The organism is Pseudarthrobacter sp. TAF60_1 (genome assembly GCF_052113505.1).
Classification (GTDB): Bacteria; Actinomycetota; Actinomycetes; order Actinomycetales; family Micrococcaceae; genus Arthrobacter.
Genome location: NZ_JBFRDI010000004.1, coordinates 90,458 through 115,826, shown reverse-complemented (window position 1 = coordinate 115,826; position 25,369 = coordinate 90,458). Strand labels below are relative to the sequence as shown.

Here is a 25,369-nt window from a genome sequence, read left to right as displayed (position 1 = left end):
CCGGACAGGCTAGAGGCCGGGGTTCTCGCGGGCAAGGTACGCCTCGACGGCGGCGCCCAGTTCATCCCCGTTCGGCAGTTCGTCATTCTCATCGGCCAGCAGTGAACGCCGCACGGTGCCGTCCGCCTTCTCGTCGTACCGTTCCTCCAAGCGGGAAACCACCTGCCGGACATCGTCCGAGGCTTCGACCTGCTCCGCGATCTGGCGGGCGACTTCCCGGCCTGCTTCACGCAGCCGGTCGGTGGGGAGCATCAGGGACGTGGCTGCTCCCAGGAATTCGAGCCCGGCAACTGCCGCCGTAGGGTATTCCGCTTCGGCGAGGTAGTGCGGGACGTGAATCACGTATCCTGCAACATTGCGTCCGGCGTCCACCAGCCGCAGTTCCAGGATGTGCCCCACAGCTGCCGGGACATCCACCGTGGGCTTCCAGACCGAAATGCCCTCGATGAGTTCGGGGCGGTTGCCGTGGACAGTGACGCCTACGGGGCGCGTGTGCGGCACAGGCATAGGGATCGAGTGGATCCACGTCACGAGGTTGACATCGAGTTTCTCCACAATGCCGACAACCGCGCGAGCGAACCGCTCCCACTGCAGGTCGGGTTCGAACCCTGCCAGCAGGAGGAAGGCGTTGCCGAGCCCGTCCTTTAACTTATACAAAGCCAGCTTCGGCTCCTGGTAGTCCTGCAGATGGTCTTCAACGAAGGAGATATGGGGACGTCGGGACCGGTAATCGATGAGCTGGTCGGCGTCGAACACTGCCACCGTTTCGGCGTCGAGGGTGTCCAGCAGCTCCGCGTTGATCTGCTTCACCACATGGCCTGCATCCGCAAAGCCGGTGAAACCCATCACCAGGTTCAGCCCGCGAAGCGCCGGGCTGTGGAACAGTTCGATGTTGCTCGCGTAGAGCGCATCGGGGTCCAGCAGTGAGCCGGAAATCCGTTCAAGCACAGCGTCTTCCTTTCGAGGATTCGGGTGGATAAGTTGTACAACGCCGCCGGGCCGCCCTGCATTCCACCGGCCGGTGTGGCGCACGTCTCAGGAGATTCCGCTGCGGCGGTCACCAGCGGCTACGATCGACAAGTGGCCTGCCGGACGGGCCTGACCGGCACCCCGGCCAGGTCGCGACCGGACGGCCGCAGGAATTCCATGGCCAGCGCCAGACATCCACCTGCGCGAGCAGCCTTTTCGAGAATTGAGGACTTTACCCCGTGGTCAAGAATACTGAAATCAACCTTAGTACCCTCGCCAAGGACCTGAAGAGGGCCACCAGTGACGCCGTCGTCATCGGCGTGGGACAGGGCCCCGACGGCCCGGTGCTGCTCGGGAACCCACTGACCGCGAAGTCAGCCGAGGCGCTGAGCGATTCCCTTAAGGTCCTGGGAATCACCGGGGCTGCCGATCAGGCGGTCCGGCTTCCCGGCCTGCCCGAAACCGGCGCCGGAGTGCTCGTCCTGGCAGGCGTGGGCAAGGTCGCCGCCGGCCAGCAGCTGTCCGAAGAGGCGCTCAGGCGCGCTGCCGGTTCCGCCGTCCGCCAGTTGGCCGGCATGCCCACTGTTGTCCTGGCACTCCCGACGACGGGAGTCGCCGACGTCGCGGCAGTCGCCGAGGGTGCCGCACTGGGCGCTTACGCCTTCACCGAGCACAGGTCCACCAGCGATGGTCTCAAGGACCCGGTGCGCAATGCAGTGATTTACACGGACGTGCCTGCAAGCGACGAACTCAGCGCAGCACTGAAGCGCGCGAGCCTGATCGGCGAGGCAGTCAACGCCACCCGGTCGCTGGTCAACCAGCCGCCGAGCCACCTCTACCCCGAGTCCTTCGCAGAGGCCGCGAAGGAACTGGCCAAGGGCCTGCCCATCAAGGTGACTGTCTGGGATGAAAAGCGACTGGAGAAAGAAGGCTTCGGCGGCATCATGGGCGTGGGCAAGGGCTCCACGCGCCAGCCGCGCCTGGTGAAAGTGGAGTACACCCCCGCGAAGGCGACAAAGAAGATCGCCCTCGTCGGGAAGGGAATCACCTTCGACACCGGCGGCATTTCCTTGAAGCCGGCCCTCGGCATGGGTGACATGAAGAGCGACATGGCGGGCGCCGCCGTCGTCCTAAATACTGTGCTGGCAATAGCGCGTCTTGGCCTGCCCGTGAAAGCCACCGCATGGCTGTGCATCGCCGAAAACATGCCCGGTGGTGCGGCATCCCGCCCCGCCGACGTCCTCACCATGTTCGGCGGCAAGACCGTTGAGGTGCTGAACACCGACGCCGAAGGCCGCCTGGTCATGGCGGACGGGATCGTCGCTGCCAGCCGCGAATACCCCGATGCGATCATCGACGTCGCCACGCTCACCGGCGCACAGCTTATTGCCCTCGGAAACCGCACAGCGGGGGTCATGGGCTCAGACAGCGTGACGGGCCCGCTCAAGGCCGCCGCCGACCGCGCCGGTGAACTGGTGTGGCCCATGCCCCTGCCGGAGGAACTGCGCCCCAGCATCGACTCCCAGGTGGCGGACCTGGCCAACATCGGCGAACGCCACGGGGGCATGATGACCGCTGCGGTCTTCCTGCGCGAGTTCGTGGGCAAGGGCAAGGATGGGGAACAGATTCCCTGGGCCCACATCGACATTGCCGGCCCGTCCTTCAACAACGGCAGCCCGTACGGCTACACCCACAAGCAGGCCACCGGCTGCACCGTACGTACGCTGGTGGCCTATGTGGAGGATGTCCTGGCGGCAGCCTGACCACGTCCCGGTGTGGCACGCGGCTTTGTGGAACCGGCGTGATCCGTCGGGCACAAAGCCGCGTGACACTGGACACAAGCGCTCCACAAACGCAGCGGCGAGGTGGAGCATGGATAGGTGGTTCGCTAAGGTAAACCACGGTAGTCACAAATGAAAGAGAACCTGCCTGCTGGCATAATCACGGCAGTACAAGTTCCAAAGACCAGATGATGCGCAAGCTCGCGTCATCGTTCACGCGAGGGAGCGTCTAAGTGGCCGATCAGGCAACTGCGCAAGAATTCGACATTCTGGTACTCGGCGGCGGAAGCGGCGGCTACGCCACCGCCCTTCGGGCCGTTCAGCTTGGCTTCACCGTTGGTCTCGTTGAGAAGGGCAAGCTCGGTGGTACGTGCCTGCACAACGGCTGTATCCCCACCAAGGCCCTGCTGCACTCCGCTGAGCTGGCCGACCACGCCCGCGACTCCGCAAAGTACGGCGTGAATGTGACCCTGGACAGCATCGACATCACGGCTGTCAATGCTTACAAAGACGGCATCATTGCCGGCAAGTTCAAGGGCCTCCAGGGCCTGATCAAGTCCAAGGGCATCACCGTCATCGAAGGCGAAGGCAAACTGACCGCCCCGGACACCGTTACGGTCAACGGCACGGCCTACAAGGGTAAGAACATTGTGCTTGCCACCGGCTCGTACTCGCGCACGCTCCCGGGCCTGGAAATCGGCGGCAAGGTCATCACCTCCGACGAAGCCCTCACCATGGATTACATCCCGAAGAGCGCCATCATCCTGGGCGGCGGCGTGATCGGCGTCGAATTCGCCTCGGTGTGGAAGTCCTTCGGCGTCGACGTCACCATTGTTGAGGGCTTGCCCTCCCTCGTGCCGAACGAAGACGCAACGATCGTCAAGAACTTCGAGCGTGCCTTCAAGAAGCGCGGCATCAAGTTCTCCACCGGCGTCTTCTTCCAGGGTGTGGAGCAGAACAACGACGGCGTCAAGGTCACCCTCGTGGACGGCAAGACCTTCGAAGCCGACCTGCTCCTCGTTGCCGTGGGCCGCGGCCCCGTCACCGCCAACCTGGGCTACGAGGAAGCAGGCCTGAACATCGACCGCGGCTTCGTCATCACCAACGAGCGCCTGCACACCGGTGTGGGCAACATCTACGCCGTGGGCGACATCGTCCCAGGCGTCCAGCTCGCGCACCGCGGCTACCAGCAGGGAATCTTCGTGGCCGAGGAAATCGCCGGCCTGAAGCCCGTCATCGTCGAGGACGTCAACATCCCCAAGGTCACGTACTCGGAGCCGGAAATCGCCACCGTGGGTTACACCGAAAAGGGTGCCAAGGAGAAGTTCGGCGACGACCAGGTGGAAACGCAGGAGTACAACCTGGCCGGAAACGGCAAGAGCTCCATCCTGGGTACCAGCGGCATCGTGAAGCTCGTCCGCCAAAAGGACGGCCCCGTCGTCGGCGTGCACATGATCGGTGCCCGCATGGGCGAGCAGATCGGTGAGGCGCAGCTGATCGTCAACTGGGAAGCCTACCCGGAGGATGTGGCAGCACTGGTCCACGCCCACCCGACCCAGAACGAGGCCCTGGGCGAGGCCCACCTCGCACTCGCGGGCAAGGCTCTCCACGGCTAACAGCCCCCGTTTCACCGCAAGACATCAGGGTTTGGTGCACCCGGCTCATATTGCCGGGTGCACTAAGCTCGAACAGGCAGCAATCATCCGCACTAAAGATCAATAAGGAGAACGGGGACGACATGTCTGAATCCGTTAACTTGCCCGCCCTCGGTGAGAGTGTCACCGAAGGAACCGTCACCCGCTGGCTCAAGCAGGTAGGTGACCGGGTAGAGGTGGACGAACCGCTGCTCGAGGTTTCCACCGACAAAGTAGACACTGAAATCCCCTCTCCAGTAGCTGGCATTATCGAGGAAATCCTCGTAGCCGAAGACGAGACCGCCGAAGTCGGCGCTCCCCTGGTCCGCATCGGCGACGGCTCAGGCGCCGGCGCAGCTCCCGAAGCTGCTCCGGCCGCAGAAGAAGCGCCCGCAGCTCCGGCAGCGGAGGCCCGCGCGGAAGAAACTCCCGCCGCACCTGCTGAGGAAGCTCCTGCCGCTGCACTTTCCGAAGAAGCGCCAGCCGCTTCGGGCGGCGAAAGCCACGACGTCACCCTCCCCGCCCTGGGCGAAAGCGTTACCGAAGGCACCGTCACCCGCTGGCTGAAGGCCGTGGGCGACACGGTAGCTGTCGATGAGCCGCTGCTCGAGGTGTCCACCGACAAGGTTGACACCGAGATCCCCTCTCCCGTTGCCGGCACGCTGCAGGAAATCCGGGTCAACGAAGACGAAACTGCCGAGGTTGGCGCCGTCCTCGCCGTCATAGGCTCCGGCGCGGCAGCCCCTGCGGCTGCTGCCCCGGCACAGCCGGCACCCGCCGCTGCTGCCCCGGCCCCCGCAGCCCCTGCTCCGGCACCGGCTGCACCCGCTGCACCCAAGGCAGAAGCGGCTCCGGCTGCTCCTGCGCAGGCTCCGGCTCCGGCTCCTGCTCCGGCAGCCGCCCCGGCCGCAGCCGCGCCCGCCCAGGCTGCCGAGCCGGCCGGGAACGGCGAGTCCGGCTACGTGACCCCGCTGGTCCGCAAGCTGGCCAACCAGCACGGTGTTGACGTCTCCGCGCTCTCCGGCACCGGCGTCGGTGGCCGCATCCGCAAGCAGGACGTGCTCGCGGCAGCAGAAGCCAAGGCCGCCCCCGCAGCAGCCCCGGCCAAGCCGGCCACCGCTGCAGCCCCGGCTGCGTCCGGACCGTCTGCCTCCTCCCTCCGCGGCACCACTCAGAAGGCTCCGCGAATCCGGCAGGTCATCGCCCGCCGCATGCGTGAGTCGCTGGACCTTTCCGCCCAGCTGACCCAGGTGCATGAGGTCGACATGACCCGCATCGTCAAGCTCCGCGCCGCAGGCAAGGATAACTTCCTGGCCACCAACGGTGTGAAGCTGACCTACCTGCCCTTCATCGCCAAGGCCGTAGCCGAGGCTTTGAAGCAGCACCCGAAGCTGAACGCAGAGTACAACGAGGAAACCCAGGAGATCACCTACCACAACGCCGAGCACCTGGCGATTGCGGTGGACACGGAAAAGGGCCTCCTCGTTCCCGTCATCTCCAACGCAGGCGACTTGAACCTGGGCGGCATCGCCGGGAAGATCGCCGATGTTGCCTCCCGGACGCGCCAGGGCAAAATCGGTCCTGACGAGCTGTCCGGCGGCACCTTCTCCATCACCAACATCGGCAGCGTGGGGGCCCTCTTCGACACCCCAGTCATCAACCAGCCGAACGTCGCCATCCTCGGGACCGGCGCGATCGTGAAGCGCGCCGTTGTAGTGGCCGATGAGAACGGCGACGACTCCATCGCCATCCGCTCCATGATGTACCTCTCACTCACGTACGATCACCGACTGGTTGACGGCGCGGACGCCGGCCGCTTCCTGATGTCCCTGAAGGCCCGCCTTGAAGAAGGCGCCTTCGAAGCGGACCTGGGGCTCTAACGTCCGGGCTTGAAACGAGCAACGGCGGGGCGGGAGCCGGCGGGAAACCACCGGCACCTGCCCCGCCTCTTTCGTTTGGGCACGACTTTTCGCTTGCCCTGTGCGTGGCTTTGCTACATTGCGTAGAAACGACTGGATAAGCTGATCCCATGACTATCGTCCTCAGCATCCTGGTGTTTCTGCACATCGTCGGCGCCGCAATGATCGTTGGCTACTGGATCGCCACCATCAAAGAGCCCACCGTCCACCCCCGCCAGCGGGACGGCGCCTTCCTGCAGCTTCTGACCGGCATCGCCATGATGGGCATCATTCCCATGCTGCCCAACGCTGACCCCAACTACGTCAAGCTGGGCATCAAGTTCGCCATCGGCCTCGCGGTCGCCGTGCTGGCCGTGATCGGCACCCGAAAGGTGAAGAAGGGTGAACCGGTCTCCACCGGCCTCGCCCACGGCGTTGGCGGACTGGCCCTGGTCAACATTGCCATCGCCACGCTCTGGAACTGATCGCCCACGCACCACCCACGACGGCGCCGCTCCCCACTGCGGGGAGCGGCGCCGTCGGCGTTTAAGCACCTGGGTGGTCATAATCCACTGAGAGCGGACAGTCCGTGCAAGCGTGCAGCCGAATCCCTAGGATGGGAACCGGCGGGGGCGGCAACGGCCGGCCCCGGTTCGTATCGACCTTGAGGAGTGGACATGGCAGCAACACGCACCGCACACACAGTATGGAACGGCGACCTTATGTCGGGGTCCGGTCAGACCACGCTGGACAGCTCCGGCCTGGGCACGTTCGACGTCACCTGGAAGGCGCGCACCGAGGCCGCCGAGGGGAAAACCAGCCCCGAAGAGCTGATCGCCGCAGCCCACGCGAGCTGTTTCTCGATGGCATTCAGCCATGCACTGGCACAGGCCGGCCACGCCCCCGAGGAAGTCAACACCAAGGCGGACGTCACCTTCGTTCCGGGCACCGGCATCACCGGCAGCCACCTGACGATGTCGGCGAAGGTCCCGGGCCTCTCCGAAGAGGAATTCCAGCGGATCGCCGGCGAGGCCAAGACGGGCTGCCCCGTATCGGCGGCTCTTGCCAGCATCGATATCACATTGGACGCGACCCTGCAGTCCTAATCACACCTTGCGGTAAGCCGCGAGCACAAAACAAAAGGCCCTGCCCCCGCCCGGATAACCGGCGGGAGCAGGGCCTTTTGGTCTGCTGCGGTCGCTGTCAGCTGTGGCGGGCCGGGAGCGGCGCGGGCCGCAGGCGGCGGTAGCCTTCACGCGCCGGGGGCCGGTCGGTGGGCAGTTCCTGGATCATTTCCCTCAGGGCGCCGATGCCGTATTCCAGCTGCGGATCCCTCCCGGCCGCATAGGCGTGCGGCGGGTAGGTGACTTCGATGTCGGGATCCACGCCGTAGTTTTCCACGGACCATCCCACACCGCCGCCAAACCAGGTAGCGTAGCGCGGCTGGGTGACGCCGGTACCGTCAGCCAGGGAGAACCTGTTATCGATCCCCACCACACCGCCCCAGGTCCGTGTGCCGATGACAGGCCCGATGCCCCGCAGCTTGGACACCTGGGTGATGATGTCGCCGTCGGACCCGGCAAACTCATCGGCGAGGATGATCACCGGACCCCGCGGAGCGTGGTGCGGGTACGTGCGCGGGCGTTCCCCGCGCGGCATGCTCCAGCCGGTAACCTTCCGGCCGATCAGCTCGGCCACGAGCTGCGATGTGTGGCCGCCGCGGTTGCGCCGGACGTCCACAATCAGCCCGTCGAGGGCCGTCTCGGTGTCCAGGTCCCGGTGCAGCTGCGCCCAGCCGTTCGCCATCATGTCCGGGATGTGGAGGTACCCGTAGCGGCCGCTCGAAGCCTCCCGGACGGTCCTGCGGTTCGCCGCCACCCACTCCTGGTAGCGCAAGCGTTCCTCGTCCTTGACCGGAACGACGGCGATGCGCCGCTGCTTGCCCGCATCGGCTCCGTGGCCGGGACCATTGCGGAGGGTAAGTTCCACAGCGCGTCCGGCGGCGCCCACCAGCTGCATGGCCGGTGTCACGGTGCCGGACAACGGCACGCCGTCAATGGCGAGGAGCACGTCCCCGGCAACGGCGGCAGCACCCGGGCGCGTCAGCGGCGAGGTGGCCAACGGATCGGACGACTCTCCGGCAAGGATGCGCGTGATCTCCCAGCCGGCGGCCGTGAAGACGAAGTCGGCGCCAAGCCGTCCCTGACCGTTGCTGCCGTTTTCCGTGACCATGGCGGGCCGGACATAGGCGTGGGACGTGCCCAGTTCCCCGTGGAGTTCCCAGAGCAGGTCCACCAGGTCGTCGTGCGATCCCAGCCTGTCCACCAACGGACGGTACCGTTTGTGGATCGAATCCCAGTCCTGGCCGGCCATGTCCTCAGTCCAGAAGAAATCACGCTGCAGGCGCCAGGCCTCGTCAAAGGCCTGGCCCCAGACGCTGACAGGGTCCATCATTACGCGGATCCTGCCCAGATCAACCTTGACCAGCTGGCCGGATTCCTCGTCTGCCTTGGCGGTGGAAGGAACAACGCTGACCTGCTTGTCGTTTATCAGCACCACCTTTTCGCCGTCGCTGGAGACACGGTAGCTGTCCACGGCCTCAACCAGGGTGACGGGTTTGCGCCGTGCCAGGTCGAACCGGACCAGGCTGGGCCGGGCGTCCTTGTCTTCCTGGCTGGCCTTGCCGTCCCCCGTGACACCGGCCAGTGCCCAGTCGAGCCAGAGCAAAGCTCCCTCGGTGGCTGTCAGGGCGGTGTAGTTGCCCTGCGGCACAGGGACGCCGATGACGCGGTGGGCGAGGCCCTCCGGATCCACGTGGACGGGGGCCACTGCTGCCTCGTCGGCTTCGTTGACCGCACCGGCGGAAGGTGCCAGGTCCACGGACGGACCAAAGGGCGACGGCGTTGCCGCCGCAAGAGCCACGAGGTAGGGCTTGATGGGGCTCGGGAACGAAAGGTCGAACGAGTGTCCGTCATAGACCGGGTCAAAGCTGCGGTTGGACAGGAACGCCAGGAACTTCCCGTCCGGTGTGAAACTCGGGGATCGGTCACAGAAGCGGCCGTCAGTGACCTCAACAATTTCCTCGCCCAACTGCGCCACACTCGCTAGCCGCAGCCGGCTCCGGGAGCCGAACGACGTAACCGGTTCCGACCAGGCCAGCCACTGTGAGTCCGGCGACCATGCCAATTCCTCGATGGTGCCCTCACCGATGCTGGTGACCAGAGACAGCTCGCCCGTGGCCGTGTTGGCCACGTACACGTCGCCGAAGGAAGTCCCCACTGCAAGCCACTTGCCATCGGGGCTGGCTTCCAGGGCGCTGGCGCGCGACGGCTTCGGGAAGGCGATGCGGGACGGGCCCGCAGGAGCGTCGCCCGGGGCGGCGGCGGATTGGCCCTCGGCAGCACCGGCGGCGGTCTTGCCGGCGGCAGCGGGGCCGGCGCCGGTGGAGGCGGCATCATCGGCAACCACGACGTCGGCAGTCACCACTCCTGCGGGGCCGGCCGCCGGAACGGGGCGGGGAAGCTGCGGGGCCGGCTCCTCCTCCGCGGCGCCATCACCGGTGGCGGCAGCGGCCGGGATCGCGGGTGCTTGGGTTGCCGGGGCGCCAGTAACAAGCGTTGCAACTTCGGCAGCGATTTCCTTGATGTAGATGGCCTCCACACCGTCGTGGTCGGCGACGTAAGCAAGGCGGCCGCCGTCGAGCGGTCGGGGCAGCCGCGCCCGGACTCCGGGGGTGGCTTCGACGATGCGGGAAGGGCCGTCCTTGTGCCGGATCCAGTGGACGGTGCCGTGGGCCTCGACGGCGCTGGAGGAGCCGGAGGCGTCCGGGACCACCGCGCCCAGGTGCTTCGCAACCTTCAGCAGAGCGGGGCGCCGCGACTGCGACGCCGAGCCCAGGGTGATATCCAGCCGCACGGCCTCCGAGGACAGATCATGGAGGACCCAGAGCTCGCCCGCGGATTCGAAGACCACCCTTTCGCCGTCGCTGGCTGCGTGCCTGACGTAGAAGTCTTCGTGGTCCGTGTGCCGGCGCAGGTCGCCGCCGCCGGGAAGCACCGAATACAGATTGCCAAACCCCTCGTGGTCAGAGAGGAACGCCACCCGCCCCTTCACCCACATCGGGTCGGTGAGGTTTCCGTCCAGTTCGGGAACGAGCCGTTCGAACTCACCGTTGCCGTCGGCATCGATCCACAGCTTGCCGGCGGTTCCCCCGCGGTACCGCTTCCACCAGGCCGGCTCGCGGGAGAGCACGCTGGCCAGGACAACCGGCCGTTCGTCGCCGACTTCCGGGCCAAAGGCCACGGACTCCACCGGTCCGAAGGGAAGCTCCTCGGCCCAGCCGCCCTCAACGGGCAGGCTGTAGGCGTACGTGTGCCGGCTCTCGGCTTGGCGGAAGGCGCTGGTCACCACGACATCACCGGCGGCGGTGAAACCCTTGACCTTCGTGGTGCCATGGCCGAAATACGTCAACTGACGGTAGCCACCGCCGTCGACCTCGGCCGAAACCACTTCCGGCGCTGTCCCCTGGATGACAGTCCAGACCAGCCGCTTGCCGTCGGGAGTGAAGCGGGGGTTGCGGGCGGGCAACTGCAGTGACGAAACACGCCACGCCCGGCCACCGCTGAGCGGCGCGATCCAGACGTCGTCCTCTGCCACAAAGGTGACCAGATCGCCGTGGACATGCGGAAATCGGAAGTAGCTCGAAGAAGTCATCGTTCGATCATAGTCAACCCGCACGGAGGTCCCGGGAGGTGGGGCGGTTCCGTCAAGGGTTGGGCCATGGTGAGATGGATCATGCACATTGTCATTGCCGGAGCCTCCGGGCTGATCGGGACACATTTGTCCGCAACGCTGCGCGAAGCCGGCCATGAGGTGGTTACCTTGGTCCGCCGCAAGCCCTCCTCTTCCGCTGAAATCGAATGGGATCCCGCAGCCCACCGCCTGGACCCGGCGGCGCTGGCCGGTGCTGACGCGGTGATTAATCTGTCCGGCGCCGGGATAGGCGACAGGCCCTGGACCCGCCATCGGATCACCGAGCTGTTCACATCGCGCCTAAGTGCCACGCGCACACTGGTTGATGCCATGGGCAGGCTCGACGCGCCGCCCGGGACGTTCATCAACCAGTCAGCTTCCGGGTACTACGGAGACTCAGGATCCGCGCAACTCCAGGAAACCGCCTCGCCGGGTTCGAGCATCCTGGCCCGCCTCTGCCTCGAGTGGGAGGCTGCCGCGCACGAGGCACCAGCTCCCGTCCGAGTGCTCACAACCCGTACGGGGATTGTGCTCAACCGGTCCGGCGGCGCGCTGGGGCGTTTGCTTCCACTGATCCGCCTCGGCGTCGGCGGTCCGCTGGGCAACGGCAGGCAGTACTGGCCCTGGATCACGTTGCCCGACGTCTCAGCGGCCTTCCTTTTCCTGGCCACCTCTGCAATCCGCGGTCCGGTTAACGTGTGTGCGCCCGAACAGGCAGACGTGAACACGCTGACCGCTGCCATGGCCTCGGCCTTCCACAGGCCGGCCATCTTCCGGGTGCCCGCACCCGCACTGCGCCTGGTCATGGGAAAACTCGCCGACGAGCTCCTGCTGCCGAGCCAACGCATGGAACCTGCCGTCCTGAAGGCAGCAGGATTCCAGTGGCAGCACCCCTCCCTTGACCAGGCCGCCGCTTGGGTCGCCGGGAACTGAGCCACAGGAGCCGGATTGTCAGGAGCCCGGGAGGACATCGGTAATCCGCCACTGCCCCTCCAAGGTAACCAGCACAAGCCGAAGAGCCTGTTTTGTGCCGGCGGCAGCGGCTGCTACCGCCGCGCCGGAGCCGTCCTGTTCCACGTACGGCGATGTCGCCGACATGACTCCCACTATCGCCTGGCCAGCTGAAGCTCCGGGCTGAACCTGGACGTCGGACACTGTGCTAGTGAATCCCGCGAGGATATGACCGGATCCGCGGAGCTCGTCCTTGAGTCCTGCGTCGGTGGCTGCCGCCGCGGAGCCCGGAGCGTTAACAAGGTCCAGGAGCTCCAGCCGGCCCGAGCTGAACGCCAGTGAGCGGACGGCAGCTAGCCCGTGGACCGCCACGGCAGGGTCCTGTGAACCCAGCTGCGCGGCGACGGCAACCGGAATCCCGCGGTTGTCGGTTCCGTTCGCTGCCTGACCGGACGGCACCAACTCGACCCCATTCCGGGCTTCCTGGGCCGAGCCGCTGCCGCCTGCCGGCTCGCCGTAGCCGGCCAGGCCCGTGAATGGTCCGCCAGGCCCGAAGGCGCCGGCCGTCCAGATGACCCCTGCCACCACGGCAGCAGCGCCCGCGGCCAGCAGCACTGTCCCGCGCCGGTGCACCGCCTTCGGCACCCGGCTGCCCTGCGCCCGTGAAACGGCGCCCGGCCTCGGGGAGTCGGCGCCCGGCTGGACGGCGTGCCTGCCGCGGGGCGTGGTGTGGTGTTCTCCTGTATCCAGGGACAGCCCGGCAGGAAGATCCGCGTCTGCAGTGCGGGGTTTGGGCTCTGATGCATCCTCCTCGGCAGGGAAAGGGAGTGCCTGACGAACTCCGATGAGGCCGGACCAGCGCGACGTCGAGAGTCTTCTGTGCCAGGCCCGCAGGCCGTTCCGGACAGCACCGTCGGGACGCTCCGGAATGCGACGACGGGTCAGTAGTTGCGGGATAACCGTCGCATGGACAGAGGACGCGAGGTCGATCGGCAAGGGCGGCGCGCTGCGGTAGATCGCCGTCGCCAGCTCAACGGCGGTAGGTCGCAGCCGCCGGTCCTCATTCAGGCCGCCCTCCAGGGCTGCGGCCAGCTCGGGTGGTACCTCCGGGAGCAGGAGCGATAGCGGTGGTCGGTCCGCACTCCGCCGCGGCGCCTCGCCCGTCAGGCAGTACCAGCCCAGGGCCGCCACCGAAAAGACATCACGTTCGGGCTGCAACCCGGCCCGCACTGCATCCACCGGCGCCGGATCCATAAAGCCGGCCGTGCCGTGGTCAGCCACTGCCGATGCATCTCCCACCATCCTGGCGATACCGACGTCGGACAGCATCGGTTTGCCATGCCCCGTAAACAGGACGTTTCCGGGCGAGACGTCGCCATGCGTGAACCCTTTGGCGTGCAGGTAACCCAGCACCTGGGCGATGGGGGTCAGTACGGTGACCGTCTCCCCGACGGGAAGTTTGCGCCGGCTGCCAACCAGTTCTGCCAGTGAGCCGCCGGGCGCATAGTCCAACAGCAGGCCAATCCCGGTGCCGTCGGTCTCCGCAGCCCCTGCCGGCCTCGGCTGCCGCGCGAACCGGAGGGCATCGTGTGCCTTGATGAGATGCTGGTGGTCCAGCACCGAAAGAATGCGGATCTCACGGCGGACCCCTTCCTCCCCGGGCGCTTCGGCAGCCGGCGCGACGTCACCGCCGCCCCCTGCAGTGCCAGCCTCACCGCCGAGGCACTTCAGCGCAAACTCCCGGCCGGTCCTTTCCTCCGTGACCAGCCACACCGTTGAGCTTCCGCCGCGGCCCAACATGCGGCCCACGAGGAAGCCCGGGACGTCCGGAGCAGTGAAATGATCCATGACTCATGTCTAGCGGAATCCCGGAATCCGCGCAGAAGTTATCCACAGGCAGTGAGCGTCGCTGTACTCCCGGGCGGCATGAGAGGTCCGCCACTTATATCGGACCCCTTAGGAACCGGGGTCTAAGCTGGATGGCATGACTCTTGAGTTTTCACAGGTGGGTCTCGCCCCGGACTTGGTCGACTACACACGAGGCTGGGACCTGCAACGCGAAATCCACGCCAAAGTTGTCGCAGCCGAGGCACCCAGCACGGTTCTGATCCTTGAACACGCCGCCGTCTACACGGCAGGCAAACTCACCGAAGAGCACGAGCGCCCGCTCGACGGAACGCCCGTTATACCTGTGGACCGCGGGGGCAAGCTCACCTGGCACGGACCGGGCCAGTTGATCGCCTACCCCATCCTCAAGCTGAAGAACCGGTCAGGCATCCGTGACTACGTTGAACGGCTCGAGGCCGTCATGATCGCTGTTATGGCTGACTATGGCATCAACGCCGAGCGCATCAAGGGACGTGCCGGCGTGTGGATCACGGCGGATGACAAAGGCCCGGACCGGAAAATTGCCGCGATCGGCATCCGCGTCCTGGATGGTGTAACCATGCACGGTGTGGCCATCAACTGCAACAACGACCTGGCGCCCTATGCCCAGATCATTGCCTGTGGCATCACCGACGCCGGCGTCACCACGATGTCCATCGAAGCCGGCAGAACCATCAATCCGAGTGACATAGCAGACCGGTTTATGGACGAGTTCCGCAAACATGAAGAAGCTCTCGTAGCAAACCCCGAAGGAGCGCTCCTGTGACATTGGCACCAGAAGGCCGGAAGCTGCTGCGCGTTGAGCAGCGTAACTCCGCTGTACCCGTGGAGCGGAAGCCGGAGTGGATCAAGGCCAAGGTCCAGATGGGTCCCGAGTACGTCCAGCTCAAAAACCTCGTGAAAAAGGAAGGCCTGCACACGGTCTGTGAAGAGGCGGGCTGCCCGAACATTTTCGAGTGCTGGGAAGACAAGGAAGCCACGTTCCTGATCGGCGGCTCCGAATGCACCCGGCGCTGTGATTTCTGCCAGATCGACACGGGCAAGCCGTCCCCGGTGGACATGTTTGAACCCACCAAGGTGGCCCGCTCGGTCCAGGCCATGCAGCTGCGGTACGCCACCGTGACCGGTGTGGCCCGTGATGACCTCGAGGACGAGGGTGTGTGGCTGTACGCCGAGACGGTGCGGAAGATCCACGAGCTGAACCCGGGCACCGGCGTGGAGCTGCTGATCCCGGACTTCTCCGGCAAGCCCGAGCACATCGCGGCGATCTGTGATTCCAAGCCTGAGGTCTTCGCGCACAACGTCGAGACAGTGCCGCGGATTTTCAAGCGGATCCGGCCGGCGTTCCGGTATGAGCGGTCCCTGGATGTCATCACCCAGGGCCGGAAGCTGGGCATGGTGACCAAGTCCAACCTGATCCTGGGCATGGGCGAGACCCGGGAGGAGATCTCCGAGGCGCTGCGGGACCTGCACGAGGCCGGCTGCGACCTGATCACCATCACCCAGTACCTGCGCCCGTCCGAGCGGCACCTGCCCGTGGACCGGTGGGTCAAGCCGCAGGAGTTCGTGGACCTGCAGGATGAAGCAACAGAGCTCGGGTTCCTCGGCGTCATGTCCGGCCCGCTGGTCCGTTCGTCCTACCGTGCCGGCCGGCTCTGGGCCACCGCGATGCGGAAGAAGGGCTGGGAAATCCCGGCCGAGCTCGCCCACATCGAGTCCTCCGGCAGCACCCGCCAGGAAGCCAGCTCACTGCTCGCAGCACGCTCCTAAACGATTCCCCACCTCATTGCCGCCCAGGGCCGGCGCCGGAGTCATCCGGGGTCCGGCCCTGAGCCGTGCATCACGTAGAATTAAGGCACTATGGCGAATTCCCCTGACCCCCGCACGTCCAGTTCTTCAGCCGCCGGCTCTTCAGCCGTTACGCCGAAGCGTGGCCTCTTCTCCCGCAAGCCTAAAGAAGCGAAGGTCAAGAAGCCCAGCCGGCTCAAGCAGATCGGCGAAGTCTTTAACATGACCCGCCGCCACGACCCGATGGTGCCGTGGCTCATGCTGCTGGTGTTCCTTGGCGTTGTGGCCATCAGCTTCCTGGTGGGCTTCTGGCTGGAGAACTGGATCACGGGCCTTTTGATCGGCATTCCGCTGGGCCTCCTCGGGGCCACCCTGATCCTTTCCCGCCGGGCCGAGCGGGCGGCGTTCGCGCAGATCGAGAACCAGCCCGGCGCTTCAGGCGCCGCCCTGGGCACCCTCAAGCGGGGCTGGGTCACCGAAGACCAGCCCGTTGCGGTCAACCCGCGCACCCAGGATGCCGTTTTCCGCGCCATCGGCCGTCCCGGCGTCGTCCTGGTCAGCGAAGGCCCCACCGTCCGCGTCAAGCCGCTCCTGGACGCGGAGCGCAAGCGCCTGGCGCGCATCCTCCCGAACGTAACTGTCCACGTCATTGAGAGCGGCCGCGGCGAGGGCCAGGTTCCCATCAGCCAGGTTGCCAAGAAGATGGGGAAACTGAAGAACGAACTGACAAAGCTCGAGGTGAACGCGGTGTCCAAGCGCATCTCGTCATTGGGCAACCGCCTTCCCATCCCCAAGGGAATCGACCCCTACAAGGCGCGTCCCAACCGCGGACGCTAAGAACCTAGAACCGCCCCGGTTCCGGCTCAGGCTGGGCACCGGGGCGGTCTTTTTGTGGCGCCAACCGCCGCGTCAACGCATCCTGAGATCGGAGAAGCCCATTAAGATGCCGCTGAAAACTGTTCTTATCCGTACTTTCCGGATCCTGGCGGTCGCCGAGGCGTTCAGCTGGGCGGCCTTGCTGATCGGGATGTACTTTAAGTGGATCGCCAAGACCAGTGAGCTGGGCGTGGAGATCGCGGGACCGTTTCACGGCGCACTCTTCGTCGGCTACGGGGTGAGCGCCCTCGCGTTGTGGCGGCTCCAGCGCTGGCCGTTCCTTGTGGCGCTGTTTGCGGGGGTCTCAGCAGTCTTCCCCTTCGCTACGATCGCCTTTGAGCGCTGGGCGGGGAAACGCGGTCACCTCACCGAGCGCGCAGCAAGCACGACGGAAGTCAAAGAAACCGCAGGCGTCTAGGAGAAACCCGGGGCGTAAGTATCTAGTGCCGCACCAAGACTGTGTTCATGGCTTTGTCGGGCAGGCCACGGTGGTCCGGGTCGAAGATCACGGCCGGAATCACCAGGCACAGGAGTACAGCCCTCACCAACCCGGCCAGCGGCCCCGCCGGCCCCCCGCCGATGCGGACAACGTGGATCCCCACTACCCGGTGGCCGATGCTGTAGCCGAGGGTGCCCACGAGCAGCATCTGCTCCACGGCAAATACTGCCAGGGTGGCCCAAGAGTCACCGGCGAAGGCAAAATTGCTGATCAGCAACGCAAGCCCCCAGTCCACCACGATGGCGATAATGCGGCGTCCTGCACGGGCGATGGAACCGGGGCCGGATTCGGGCAGCCCCAACCGCTCCCCCGGATACTTTGAAATGCCGGAAGTGTCCGGTCCGGTGAGCCAGGAGCCAATGTCGTTGCGATCTACCACCGTCCAATCTTACCGACTCGTCACCGTTCACTGCGTGAAATCCGCTGGACCGCAGTCTGGTCACCGGATAGCGTTGCGTGGGCAGGGCATTCTGTAACCTGCCCGAAACAATGCGGACACTGTCGGGAAATGACATGTCCATAAGGTTGGTAGCAGTTTCAAGCAATAGCCCAAGCAGGGAAACGCTGTTTCCCTGCCCTTCGGATTGCGCTGGACCAGACGGCTTGCAGCCAGATATTTACATATGCGATAGGAGCATAGATGTTCAAGAATGCGGACGAAGTCCTCAAGTTCATCAAGGACGAGGATGTCAAATTCGTCGATATCCGCTTCACCGACCTCCCCGGCGTCCAGCAGCACTTCAACGTGCCGGCCAAGAGCGTTGACGCTGATTTCTTCGTCAACGGCCAGCTCTTCGACGGATCCTCCATTCGCGGCTTCCAGGGCATCGCCGAGTCCGACATGCAGCTGATTCCGGATGTCACTACCGCATTCCTGGACACTTTCCGCATGGAAAAGACCCTTGCGCTGAACTTCTCCATCGTGAACCCGCGCACCGGTGACCCGTACCACCGTGACCCCCGCGGCGTGGCCGAAAAGGCTGAGGCCTACCTCGCCTCCACGGGCATTGCCGATACCGCGTTCTTCGCTCCCGAGGCCGAATTCTTCGTCTTCGACAACGTGCAGTACCAGTCCTCCCCCGAGGGCAGCTTCTACAAGATCGACTCCGAAGAAGCGCACTGGAACTCCGGCCGCGAAGAAGAAGGCGGAAACCTCGGCTACAAGACTCCCGTCAAGGGCGGCTACTTCCCGGTTTCCCCCACCGACAAGCAGGCTGACCTCCGCGACGCCATGTGTGTTGCCCTGGACGAGGCCGGCCTTGAGGTCGAGCGCAGCCACCACGAGGTAGGCTCCGCCGGCCAGGCCGAAATCAACTACAAGTTCACCACCCTGACCCACGCGGCTGATGACCTGCAGAAGTTCAAGTACGTCATCAAGAACACGGCCGACGCCTGGGGCAAGTCCGTGACCTTCATGCCGAAGCCGGTCTTCGGTGACAACGGCTCGGGCATGCACTGCCACCAGTCGCTGTGGACCAATGGCGAACCGCTGTTCTACGACGAAAAGGGCTACGCCGGCCTGTCCGACACTGCACGCTGGTACATCGGCGGCCTGCTGCAGCACTCCTCCGCAGTGCTGGCGTTCACCAACCCGACGGTGAACTCCTACCGCCGCCTGGTCAAGGGCTTCGAAGCTCCGGTCAACATGGTTTACTCGCAGGGCAACCGCTCCGCCGGTATCCGCATCCCGATCACGGGTTCCAACCCGAAGGCCAAGCGCATCGAGTTCCGCGCACCGGACCCGTCCTCCAACCCCTACCTGGCCTTCGCTGCGCAGCTGATGGCCGGTATTGACGGCATCCGCAACCGCATCGAACCACCCGCCCCCATCGACAAGGACCTCTACGAGCTCCCCGCCGAGGAAGCCAAGGACATCCCCAAGGCACCGGGAACGCTGGAAGAAGCCCTTGAGGCACTCCGCGAGGACAACGAGTTCCTGCAGGCCGGTGGCGTGTTCACCCAGGACCTGATCGACACCTGGATCGATTACAAGTACGAGTACGAGATCCGCCCGCTGTCCCTGCGCCCGAACCCGTACGAGTTCGAGCTCTACTACGGCGTCTAGCACACCGCAGGGCTGACCCGTTCAGCCCAAAACAGTCCGCCCGGACAGCCAGCAGCATTGCTGAGCCGTCCGGGCGGACTTTTTTGCATCCGGCCAGCTGCGGGGCAAGGTGGAGGCTGGCTCCAGACGTGCTGAGACCAAGAGCCAGCCCCCTGACGTGTGCTCCCCCGGACGAAGACTTTCTAGCCTTCCCCCCAACAAGGACTGAAGAACACCGCCACCCACATGATGGGTCAATGTGCGCCCAGAGGCAATGCTGTGGCTCCGTGTCTCGCCGAATTATCCCGTAAAGGCGCGGAACATGATCCGCTGAGGCCCGGCACTGCCGCCGAGGTACTGCCCGTAGTCAGCGAATCCTGCCTTCCGGTAGGCGGCCAGGGCTGCCGGGTTGTCTTCGTTAACTGACAGCACGACGCCGGTCTGACCGCCTCCGTGCCTCGCCGTGAGTTTAGCGGCAACCTCCACCGCCGCGGCAGCCGCGAGCTGTCCCAGTCCCCTCCCCTGCCGGCGCCGGTCGATCAGGAACCCCCGCAGCAACCAGGCGGATTCGTCATCGGGCCAGCCGGCGAGGGTTGCGGCTTCCGTTTGCAACGTCAGGATGCCGACGGCGGTCCCGTTGGAGTCAATGGCGCAGGGATGCCGGCTCTCCTCTTCCAGCCCCACAAGCGCCATCCGCAGGGCTTCACCCACGAACCTCCGGTGGGCAGGAATGACCTCGAGTCCGGCAATCTCCCCCAGCTTCACGGCGCGAGCGTCGTCGTCCACATCCTTCAGCGGCAACAGCCACACATTTTCAGCCATCAGAGTCACCCCTCCAACGCATCGCGCTGACCCGCTACGTACCGGTCTCCCGCCTAGAGAACCTTGGACAGGAAGTCCTGGGTCCGCTGCTGCTGCGGATTTCCGAACAGCTGCTCCGGCTTCCCCTGCTCGCAGATAACACCGTCCGCCATGAAGAGCACACGATCGGCGACTTCGCGGGCAAAGCCCATTTCATGCGTTACCAAGACCATGGTCATGCCTTCGCCAGCCAGGTCCTTGATAACCTGGAGCACCTCGCCGACCATCTCGGGGTCGAGCGCGGACGTGGCTTCATCGAAAAGCATGATGTCCGGGTTCATGGCCAGCGCCCGCGCTATCGCGACGCGCTGCTTTTGGCCGCCGGAAAGCGACGCCGGGCGGGCGTCGGCTTTCTCGGCCAGTCCAACCCGTTCCAGCAGCTTCAGGGCGGTTGCCCGTGCCTCGTCCTTGCCCTGCTTCTTCGACTCCACCGGCGCCAGCATGATGTTCTCAATGACCGACATGTGCGGAAACAGGTTGAAGTGTTGGAAGACCATGCCGATGTGGCGGCGGACCTCGTTGATGTCCACTTTGGGGTCCGACACATTGAAACCGTCCACGGTAACGTGACCTGCGGTGATGTCCTCAAGCTTGTTCAGGCAGCGCAGAAAAGTGGACTTGCCTGAACCGGAGGGACCGATCACGCAGACCACCTCGCCCTCGGCAACCTCGGCGTTGATGCCTTTGAGGACTTCATGCGCCCCGAATGACTTCTTGAGGTCCCTGACCGAGATCTTGCTGGCGGCGCTTACTGCTGTGCTCATTTGTTGAACCTCTTATCTGCAACGTTGGCCAGTTTGGTCAGGAGCATGATCACCACGAAGTACAGAACGGCGACAATCAGCAGTGTTTCGGTGATCCGGAAGTTTCCGGCGTAGATCTGCTGGCCTTGGTAAAGAAGTTCGGCGAAGCCGATGGCGAGCAGCAGTGAGCTGTCTTTAAGCATGATGATCAGCTGGTTTATTAGGGACGGCGTCATAATTTTGAAGGCCTGCGGGACCACAACCTTCTGCATGGACTTGGCGTAGCCCAGGCCCAGGCTGCGGCTGGCTTCGAGCTGGCCCGGGTCCACGGACTGGATGGATCCGCGGACGATTTCGGTGATGTAGGCACCCGAGTTCAGGCTCAGTGTCAGGACGCCCGCCACCCAGATGTCGATCGGCTGACCGGTGAGCTGAGGGATGCCGAAGTAGAAGAAGAAGGCCCAGACCAGCAGCGGGGTGCCGCGGAAGACGCTCACAAAGGTCGTCGCAATCCCGCGCAGCAGCACGCTGGTGGAGATCTTCAGGAAGCCCATGAACAGGCCGATTAGCATCGCGATCGCGAAGGAGATGGCGGTGACCAGCACCGTGTTGCCGAGGCCCTTCATGAGTGCCGGGAAGCTACTGACCAGCAGGTCCCAGAAGCTGGACGCGGTAGCCTGGGTCGGGTCCTTGAGGTACTTGTCCAGAATCTCCTGGTACTTGCCGCTGGACTTCAGCTCCCCCAAGCCAGTGTTGAACGCCTTCAGCAGTTCCGGGTTCTTGCCCTTGTTGACGGCGAAGCCATAGGAGCCGCCCTTCTCCTTTTCTGTCACGGCCTTCAGCCCGTTGTTCTGGCTGATCCCGTACGCCAGGACCGGGTAGTCATCAAAGACCGCGACGGCGTTCCCGGACTTCACAAGCTCGTACATGGTGGCGGACTGATCAAGGGACTTTACCGTGAAGCCGTACTTGTCCGCGATCGACTTGGCGAACGTTTCGCCCTCACTGCCGGTCTTGGCCGTGACAGTCTTGCCCTTGAGGTCCTCGTAACCCTTGAGGTCCGAGTTGGACTTGGCGACGGCCATTTGGACACCCGACTCGAAGTAGGGGTCGGAGAAATCGTAGATCTGCTTGCGGGGCTCGGTGATGGACATGCCGGCGATCACGCCGTCCACCTGGTTGGAGGACAGCGCCTGGAGGGCTGCGTTGAAGCCGAGCGACTTGATTTCGACGGCGAATCCCTGCTTTTTCGCGATCTCACGGATGATGTCCATGTCGATGCCGGTCAGTTCACCGCCTGAGTCGCGGAACTCGAACGGGGCGAACGTGGTGTCCGTGCCGATGACAAAAGTCTTGCCGGAGAGGCTCGACGGCGCGGCGGCCGGTTGCGCTGAACCGGCGGTGAGTGCCGGTGCGTCCGTCGGTGCCGCTGCGGCGCCGACGGCACCGAAGAGCATGACGGCAAAGGCCAGCAACGCTCCGATGACCGTGACCGTTCGCGGCCTGTTGGCCCCGGTCTGCTGGAGTCTGGACAAGTTCAAACAACCCCTAGGTATGTGCGGCAGCCGGCCCGTGGACCGGCAAACTAACCCCTAGAGGTTACCCGCATTTGGCGGCTATCGTCGCCGCCGCATCCGCCGTGGCACCAGCAGCAGGACCTGTCCGGCCGTCAATGCCCGTAAAACACCCGTTCGAAGACCGCACGCGCCCGCCGGCTCAGGCGCAGGTAGTCCTCTTCCAGCGTGGCGGCGTGGCCCGGTTCATAGCCACACCATCGGGCCACGGCTTCAAGGTCCCGCCGCGAGGACGGCAGCAGGTCCGAAGCCCTGCCGGTCCAGATGACGTTGGCCGAGCGGATCCGGCTGGCTAGCCGCCACGCATCTGCAAGGAGCTTCGCGTCTGCCACCGAAAGCAGGCCGAGGGACGCCGCCGCATCCAAAGCCTCCACCGTTGAGGTGGTCCGAAGTTCACGGTGTTTCCCCGCGTGCTGGAGCTGAAGGAGCTGCACCAGCCATTCGACGTCGCTCAGTCCCCCGCGTCCCAGCTTCAGGTGGCGTGCAGGATCAGCCCCGCGCGGCAAGCGTTCGGCTTCCACCCGGGCCTTAACCCTGCGCACCTCGCGGACGTCGTGCTCCGAAATATTCTCCGGGTACCTGATCGGATCGATGAGGGCGAGGAAGTCATGGGCCAGCGCGTCATCCCCGGCCATGGGCCGCGCCCGGAGCAGCGCCTGCGCCTCCCAGATCAGGGACCACCGGCGATAGTATTCGGCGAAGGAATCCAGGGAACGCACCATGGCGCCGTTCTTCCCCTCCGGGCGGAGATCCGCATCCATCTGCAGGACCCGTTCCGCCATGATGGCCGGCTTCAGCGGCTGCGTCAGAAGGCTGGAGACCTTGGAGACGATCCGGGCCGCCTGTTCCTGGGCCTCCTCCTCCGTGTAGCCGGGCAGGGCCCGATGCACGTACATCACGTCCGCGTCAGATCCGTACCCGATCTCGCGACCGCCCTGCCGGCCCATGGCAACGATCAGCATGGCGGTTTTGAGCGGCCCCTTCGCGGACACAATGCCTTCGGCTACCCGCAGGGCGCCCAGCACGGCCGCACGGTCCGTTTCCGCCAGCGCCGCCCCAACGTCGTCCTGGTTGAGCAGTCCCGCGGAGTCGGCAATCGCGATTCGCAGGATTTCCCTGCGCCGGATCAGGCGGATCAGCCGCATGGCGTTTTCCGGGTCGGAATGGCGCGACATCTTCGCGGTGATTTCCTGCCATTGGGCTTCGAAACCCAGCGGCACCAGATCTTTGTTCGTTCCCAGCCAGGCCACCGACTCCGGCGATACCTCCAACAGGTCAGCGATCAGGCGTGAGTTGGAAAGAACATGGCATAACCGTTCGGCCGCGGCCGTGGAGTCACGGAGCATACCCAGATACCAGTGCGTAGTTCCAAGCGCTTCGCTAACCCGCCGGAACGCGAGCAGCCCGGCGTCCGGATCAACCCCTTCGGCAAGCCAGTCCAGCAGGATGGGCAACAGCTGGCGCTGCAGGGCGGCGCGCCGGCTGACCCCGGCTGTCAGCGCCTCTATGTGGCGCATGGCTCCCTTGGGGTCAAGGTAGCCCAATGCTGCCAGGCGCCCCTGGGCTGCCTCCGGCGTCAGCTTGGTGTCTTCTGTGCTGAGTTTGGCTGCCGTGTTGAGAAGCGGGCGGTAAAAAATGCGTTCGTGCAGCTCACGGACGGATCTCTTGGTTTTCTGCCATTGTGCGAGCAGTGCGTCTGAATGGGGACGGTCCGTGGAGAACGGCCCAAGCACTGCCTTGGCCAGCGCGCGCAGCGCTGTTTCATTGACTGGCATGAGGTGCGTTCGGCGGAGCTGGAACAGCTGAATCCGGTGCTCCAATAGCCGGAGATAGCGGTAGGCGTGGTCGAAGGCCGCGGCGTCGGACCGGCCAATGTAGCCGCCGGCTGAGAGCGCCGCGATGGCGGCAGTGGTGTCCCTGCGGCGGAGTGACTCGTCGGATTTGCCGTGCACCAGCTGGAGCAGCTGAACCGTGAACTCAACATCACGGAGGCCTCCCCGGCCAAGCTTGATCTGGCGCTGCTCCTCGGCTGCAGGAATGTGTTCGGTCACGCGGCGGCGCATCGCCTGGACCGATTCGACGAAGCCGTCCCGCCCGGCGGAACTCCAAATGAGGGGTGCCACCGCGTTCTCGTAGCGTTCACCAAGTTCCCTGTCCCCGGCGATGGTGCGGGCCTTCAGCAGTGCTTGGAACTCCCAGCTCTCCGCCCAGCGGGCGTAGTAGCTCTCGTGGGAGGCCAGGGTCCGCACCAGCGGCCCGGACTTCCCCTCGGGGCGGAGGTTGGCATCCACTTCCCAGAGGCCCGGTTCCCGCGCCACCGAGGAAATCGCCCGGGAGATCCCGGCGGCCAAGGCAGTACCGATCGTGTTGGCCCTGGCATCGTCCAGGTCTCCGGCGTCGATGACGTAGATAACATCGACGTCGGAAATGTAGTTCAGTTCGCGGGCTCCGCACTTGCCCATGCCGATCACGGCCAGGCCAACGCCTGCCACTTCCACGGCGCTGAACTTTTCTGCCGCCTCCGCCCGGGATACCGCCAAGGCAGCTTCGATGGCGGCCCCTGCAAGGTCGGCAAGTTCAGCGCCGACGGCGGGCATAAAGTCCAGCGGGTCGGCGGCGCACAAATCCTTGACGGCAAGGTCCACCACCCCGCGGCGGTATGCCGTCCGTAACGCGGCATACGCCTCGGCGCCGGTTATCCCGGCCAGCGGCCTGGGCGACCTCGAGTCAGCCCGGACCGAGGAGAGAAGAGTTGCCCGCAGCTGCTCCGGATCCGCCTGCAGCGGTTCCGGGCTGGCGGTGACCTCGAAGGCCACCAGGTGTTCAGGATGCCGGATAAGGAATTCACCCAGCGCTTCCGAGGCGCCCAGGACCCGGTAAAGCGGCTCGCTGGTCTCCGGGTCGGCTGCAGCCAGGTCCCGGAGACCCGGATGTTTCTCGATCAGGCGGACCAGGGACTGCAGCGCGACGTCCGGGTTCGCAGCCATCTGCAGGCCCGCGAAGAGCCTCTCCTGGTCCAGGCCTTCCAGTTCGGGGGCAGCGAGGAACCTCTCGCCTTTCTCCAGGTCACTGAAGCCGGCCGAGATCAGGCGGCGGGCGAGGCTCACCGCCG

The 25,369-nt window shown here is 65.1% G+C and carries 19 protein-coding genes; 11 read left to right on the top strand and 8 right to left on the bottom strand.

The window, feature by feature from the left end; translation table 11 throughout:
* Positions 1 to 9: 9 nt before the first annotated feature.
* A complete protein-coding gene (locus AB4Y73_RS06390; RefSeq protein WP_441870047.1) occupies positions 10 to 948 on the bottom strand; it encodes a proteasome assembly chaperone family protein in 939 nt (312 codons plus the stop codon).
* Positions 949 to 1,208: 260 nt separating this feature from the next.
* Between AB4Y73_RS06390 and AB4Y73_RS06385 the strand changes: the two genes are divergently transcribed.
* From AB4Y73_RS06385 to AB4Y73_RS06365, 5 genes are all read left to right on the top strand, one after another.
* A complete protein-coding gene (locus AB4Y73_RS06385; protein WP_441870045.1) occupies positions 1,209 to 2,732 on the top strand; it encodes a leucyl aminopeptidase in 1,524 nt (507 codons plus the stop codon).
* 251 nt (positions 2,733 to 2,983) lie between these two features.
* Positions 2,984 to 4,366, top strand: coding sequence for a dihydrolipoyl dehydrogenase (gene lpdA, locus AB4Y73_RS06380; RefSeq protein ID WP_441870043.1), 1,383 nt, complete (start codon positions 2,984 to 2,986; stop codon positions 4,364 to 4,366).
* Between the two features lie 122 nt (positions 4,367 to 4,488).
* Positions 4,489 to 6,264, top strand: coding sequence for a 2-oxoglutarate dehydrogenase, E2 component, dihydrolipoamide succinyltransferase (sucB, locus tag AB4Y73_RS06375; protein WP_441870041.1), 1,776 nt, complete (start codon positions 4,489 to 4,491; stop codon positions 6,262 to 6,264).
* 149 nt (positions 6,265 to 6,413) lie between these two features.
* Positions 6,414 to 6,767, top strand: a complete 354-nt coding sequence (locus tag AB4Y73_RS06370; protein WP_441870039.1) for a hypothetical protein — start codon at positions 6,414 to 6,416, stop codon at positions 6,765 to 6,767.
* 192 nt (positions 6,768 to 6,959) lie between these two features.
* A complete protein-coding gene (locus AB4Y73_RS06365) occupies positions 6,960 to 7,388 on the top strand; it encodes an OsmC family protein (protein WP_441870037.1) in 429 nt (142 codons plus the stop codon).
* 97 nt (positions 7,389 to 7,485) lie between these two features.
* On the opposite strand, the gene AB4Y73_RS06360 is transcribed toward AB4Y73_RS06365, so the two are convergent.
* Entirely contained in the window at positions 7,486 to 10,995 is a 3,510-nt protein-coding gene (locus AB4Y73_RS06360; RefSeq protein ID WP_441870035.1) for a S41 family peptidase, read from the bottom strand.
* Between the two features lie 81 nt (positions 10,996 to 11,076).
* Here AB4Y73_RS06360 and AB4Y73_RS06355 point away from each other — a divergent pair, with 81 nt between their 5' ends.
* On the top strand, positions 11,077 to 11,967 hold the full coding sequence (locus tag AB4Y73_RS06355) for a TIGR01777 family oxidoreductase (protein ID WP_441870277.1): 891 nt from the start codon (positions 11,077 to 11,079) through the stop codon (positions 11,965 to 11,967).
* A gap of 18 nt (positions 11,968 to 11,985) precedes the next feature.
* On the opposite strand, the gene AB4Y73_RS06350 is transcribed toward AB4Y73_RS06355, so the two are convergent.
* Positions 11,986 to 13,833 carry a serine/threonine protein kinase gene (locus tag AB4Y73_RS06350; RefSeq protein ID WP_441870033.1) on the bottom strand — a complete coding sequence of 616 codons (1,848 nt, stop codon included), beginning with the start codon at positions 13,831 to 13,833 and terminating at the stop codon, positions 11,986 to 11,988.
* Between the two features lie 136 nt (positions 13,834 to 13,969).
* Here AB4Y73_RS06350 and lipB point away from each other — a divergent pair, with 136 nt between their 5' ends.
* From lipB to AB4Y73_RS06330, 4 genes are all read left to right on the top strand, one after another.
* Complete coding sequence (lipB, locus tag AB4Y73_RS06345) at positions 13,970 to 14,638, top strand: lipoyl(octanoyl) transferase LipB (RefSeq protein ID WP_441870031.1); 669 nt, start codon at positions 13,970 to 13,972, stop codon at positions 14,636 to 14,638.
* Positions 14,635 to 15,642 carry a lipoyl synthase gene (gene lipA / locus AB4Y73_RS06340; protein WP_441870029.1) on the top strand — a complete coding sequence of 336 codons (1,008 nt, stop codon included), beginning with the start codon at positions 14,635 to 14,637 and terminating at the stop codon, positions 15,640 to 15,642. Before lipB ends, lipA begins: the two co-directional genes overlap by 4 nt.
* Positions 15,643 to 15,732: 90 nt before the next feature.
* Positions 15,733 to 16,497 carry a DUF4191 domain-containing protein gene (locus AB4Y73_RS06335; protein ID WP_441870027.1) on the top strand — a complete coding sequence of 255 codons (765 nt, stop codon included), beginning with the start codon at positions 15,733 to 15,735 and terminating at the stop codon, positions 16,495 to 16,497.
* Between the two features lie 106 nt (positions 16,498 to 16,603).
* A complete protein-coding gene (locus tag AB4Y73_RS06330) occupies positions 16,604 to 16,954 on the top strand; it encodes a DUF3817 domain-containing protein (protein ID WP_441870025.1) in 351 nt (116 codons plus the stop codon).
* A 22-nt stretch (positions 16,955 to 16,976) separates the two neighbouring features.
* On the opposite strand, the gene AB4Y73_RS06325 is transcribed toward AB4Y73_RS06330, so the two are convergent.
* The gene (locus AB4Y73_RS06325; RefSeq protein ID WP_441870023.1) at positions 16,977 to 17,414 is read right to left on the bottom strand and encodes an RDD family protein; all 438 of its coding nucleotides are present in this window, start codon (positions 17,412 to 17,414) and stop codon (positions 16,977 to 16,979) included.
* Positions 17,415 to 17,675: 261 nt separating this feature from the next.
* On the opposite strand from AB4Y73_RS06325, the gene glnA reads away from it, so the two are divergent.
* The gene (glnA, locus tag AB4Y73_RS06320) at positions 17,676 to 19,100 is read left to right on the top strand and encodes a type I glutamate--ammonia ligase (RefSeq protein ID WP_441870021.1); all 1,425 of its coding nucleotides are present in this window, start codon (positions 17,676 to 17,678) and stop codon (positions 19,098 to 19,100) included.
* A 279-nt stretch (positions 19,101 to 19,379) separates the two neighbouring features.
* Here the strand turns inward: glnA and AB4Y73_RS06315 are convergent, their stop codons facing one another.
* From AB4Y73_RS06315 to AB4Y73_RS06300, 4 genes are all read right to left on the bottom strand, one after another.
* Positions 19,380 to 19,901, bottom strand: coding sequence for a GNAT family N-acetyltransferase (locus tag AB4Y73_RS06315; RefSeq protein WP_441870019.1), 522 nt, complete (start codon positions 19,899 to 19,901; stop codon positions 19,380 to 19,382).
* Positions 19,902 to 19,954: 53 nt separating this feature from the next.
* On the bottom strand, positions 19,955 to 20,704 hold the full coding sequence (locus tag AB4Y73_RS06310) for an amino acid ABC transporter ATP-binding protein (protein ID WP_441870017.1): 750 nt from the start codon (positions 20,702 to 20,704) through the stop codon (positions 19,955 to 19,957).
* Entirely contained in the window at positions 20,701 to 22,140 is a 1,440-nt protein-coding gene (locus AB4Y73_RS06305; RefSeq protein ID WP_441870275.1) for an amino acid ABC transporter substrate-binding protein/permease, read from the bottom strand. Before AB4Y73_RS06305 ends, AB4Y73_RS06310 begins: the two co-directional genes overlap by 4 nt.
* 212 nt (positions 22,141 to 22,352) lie before the next feature.
* Entirely contained in the window at positions 22,353 to 25,364 is a 3,012-nt protein-coding gene (locus AB4Y73_RS06300) for a bifunctional [glutamine synthetase] adenylyltransferase/[glutamine synthetase]-adenylyl-L-tyrosine phosphorylase (protein ID WP_441870015.1), read from the bottom strand.
* Between the last annotated feature and the right edge of the window lie 5 nt (positions 25,365 to 25,369).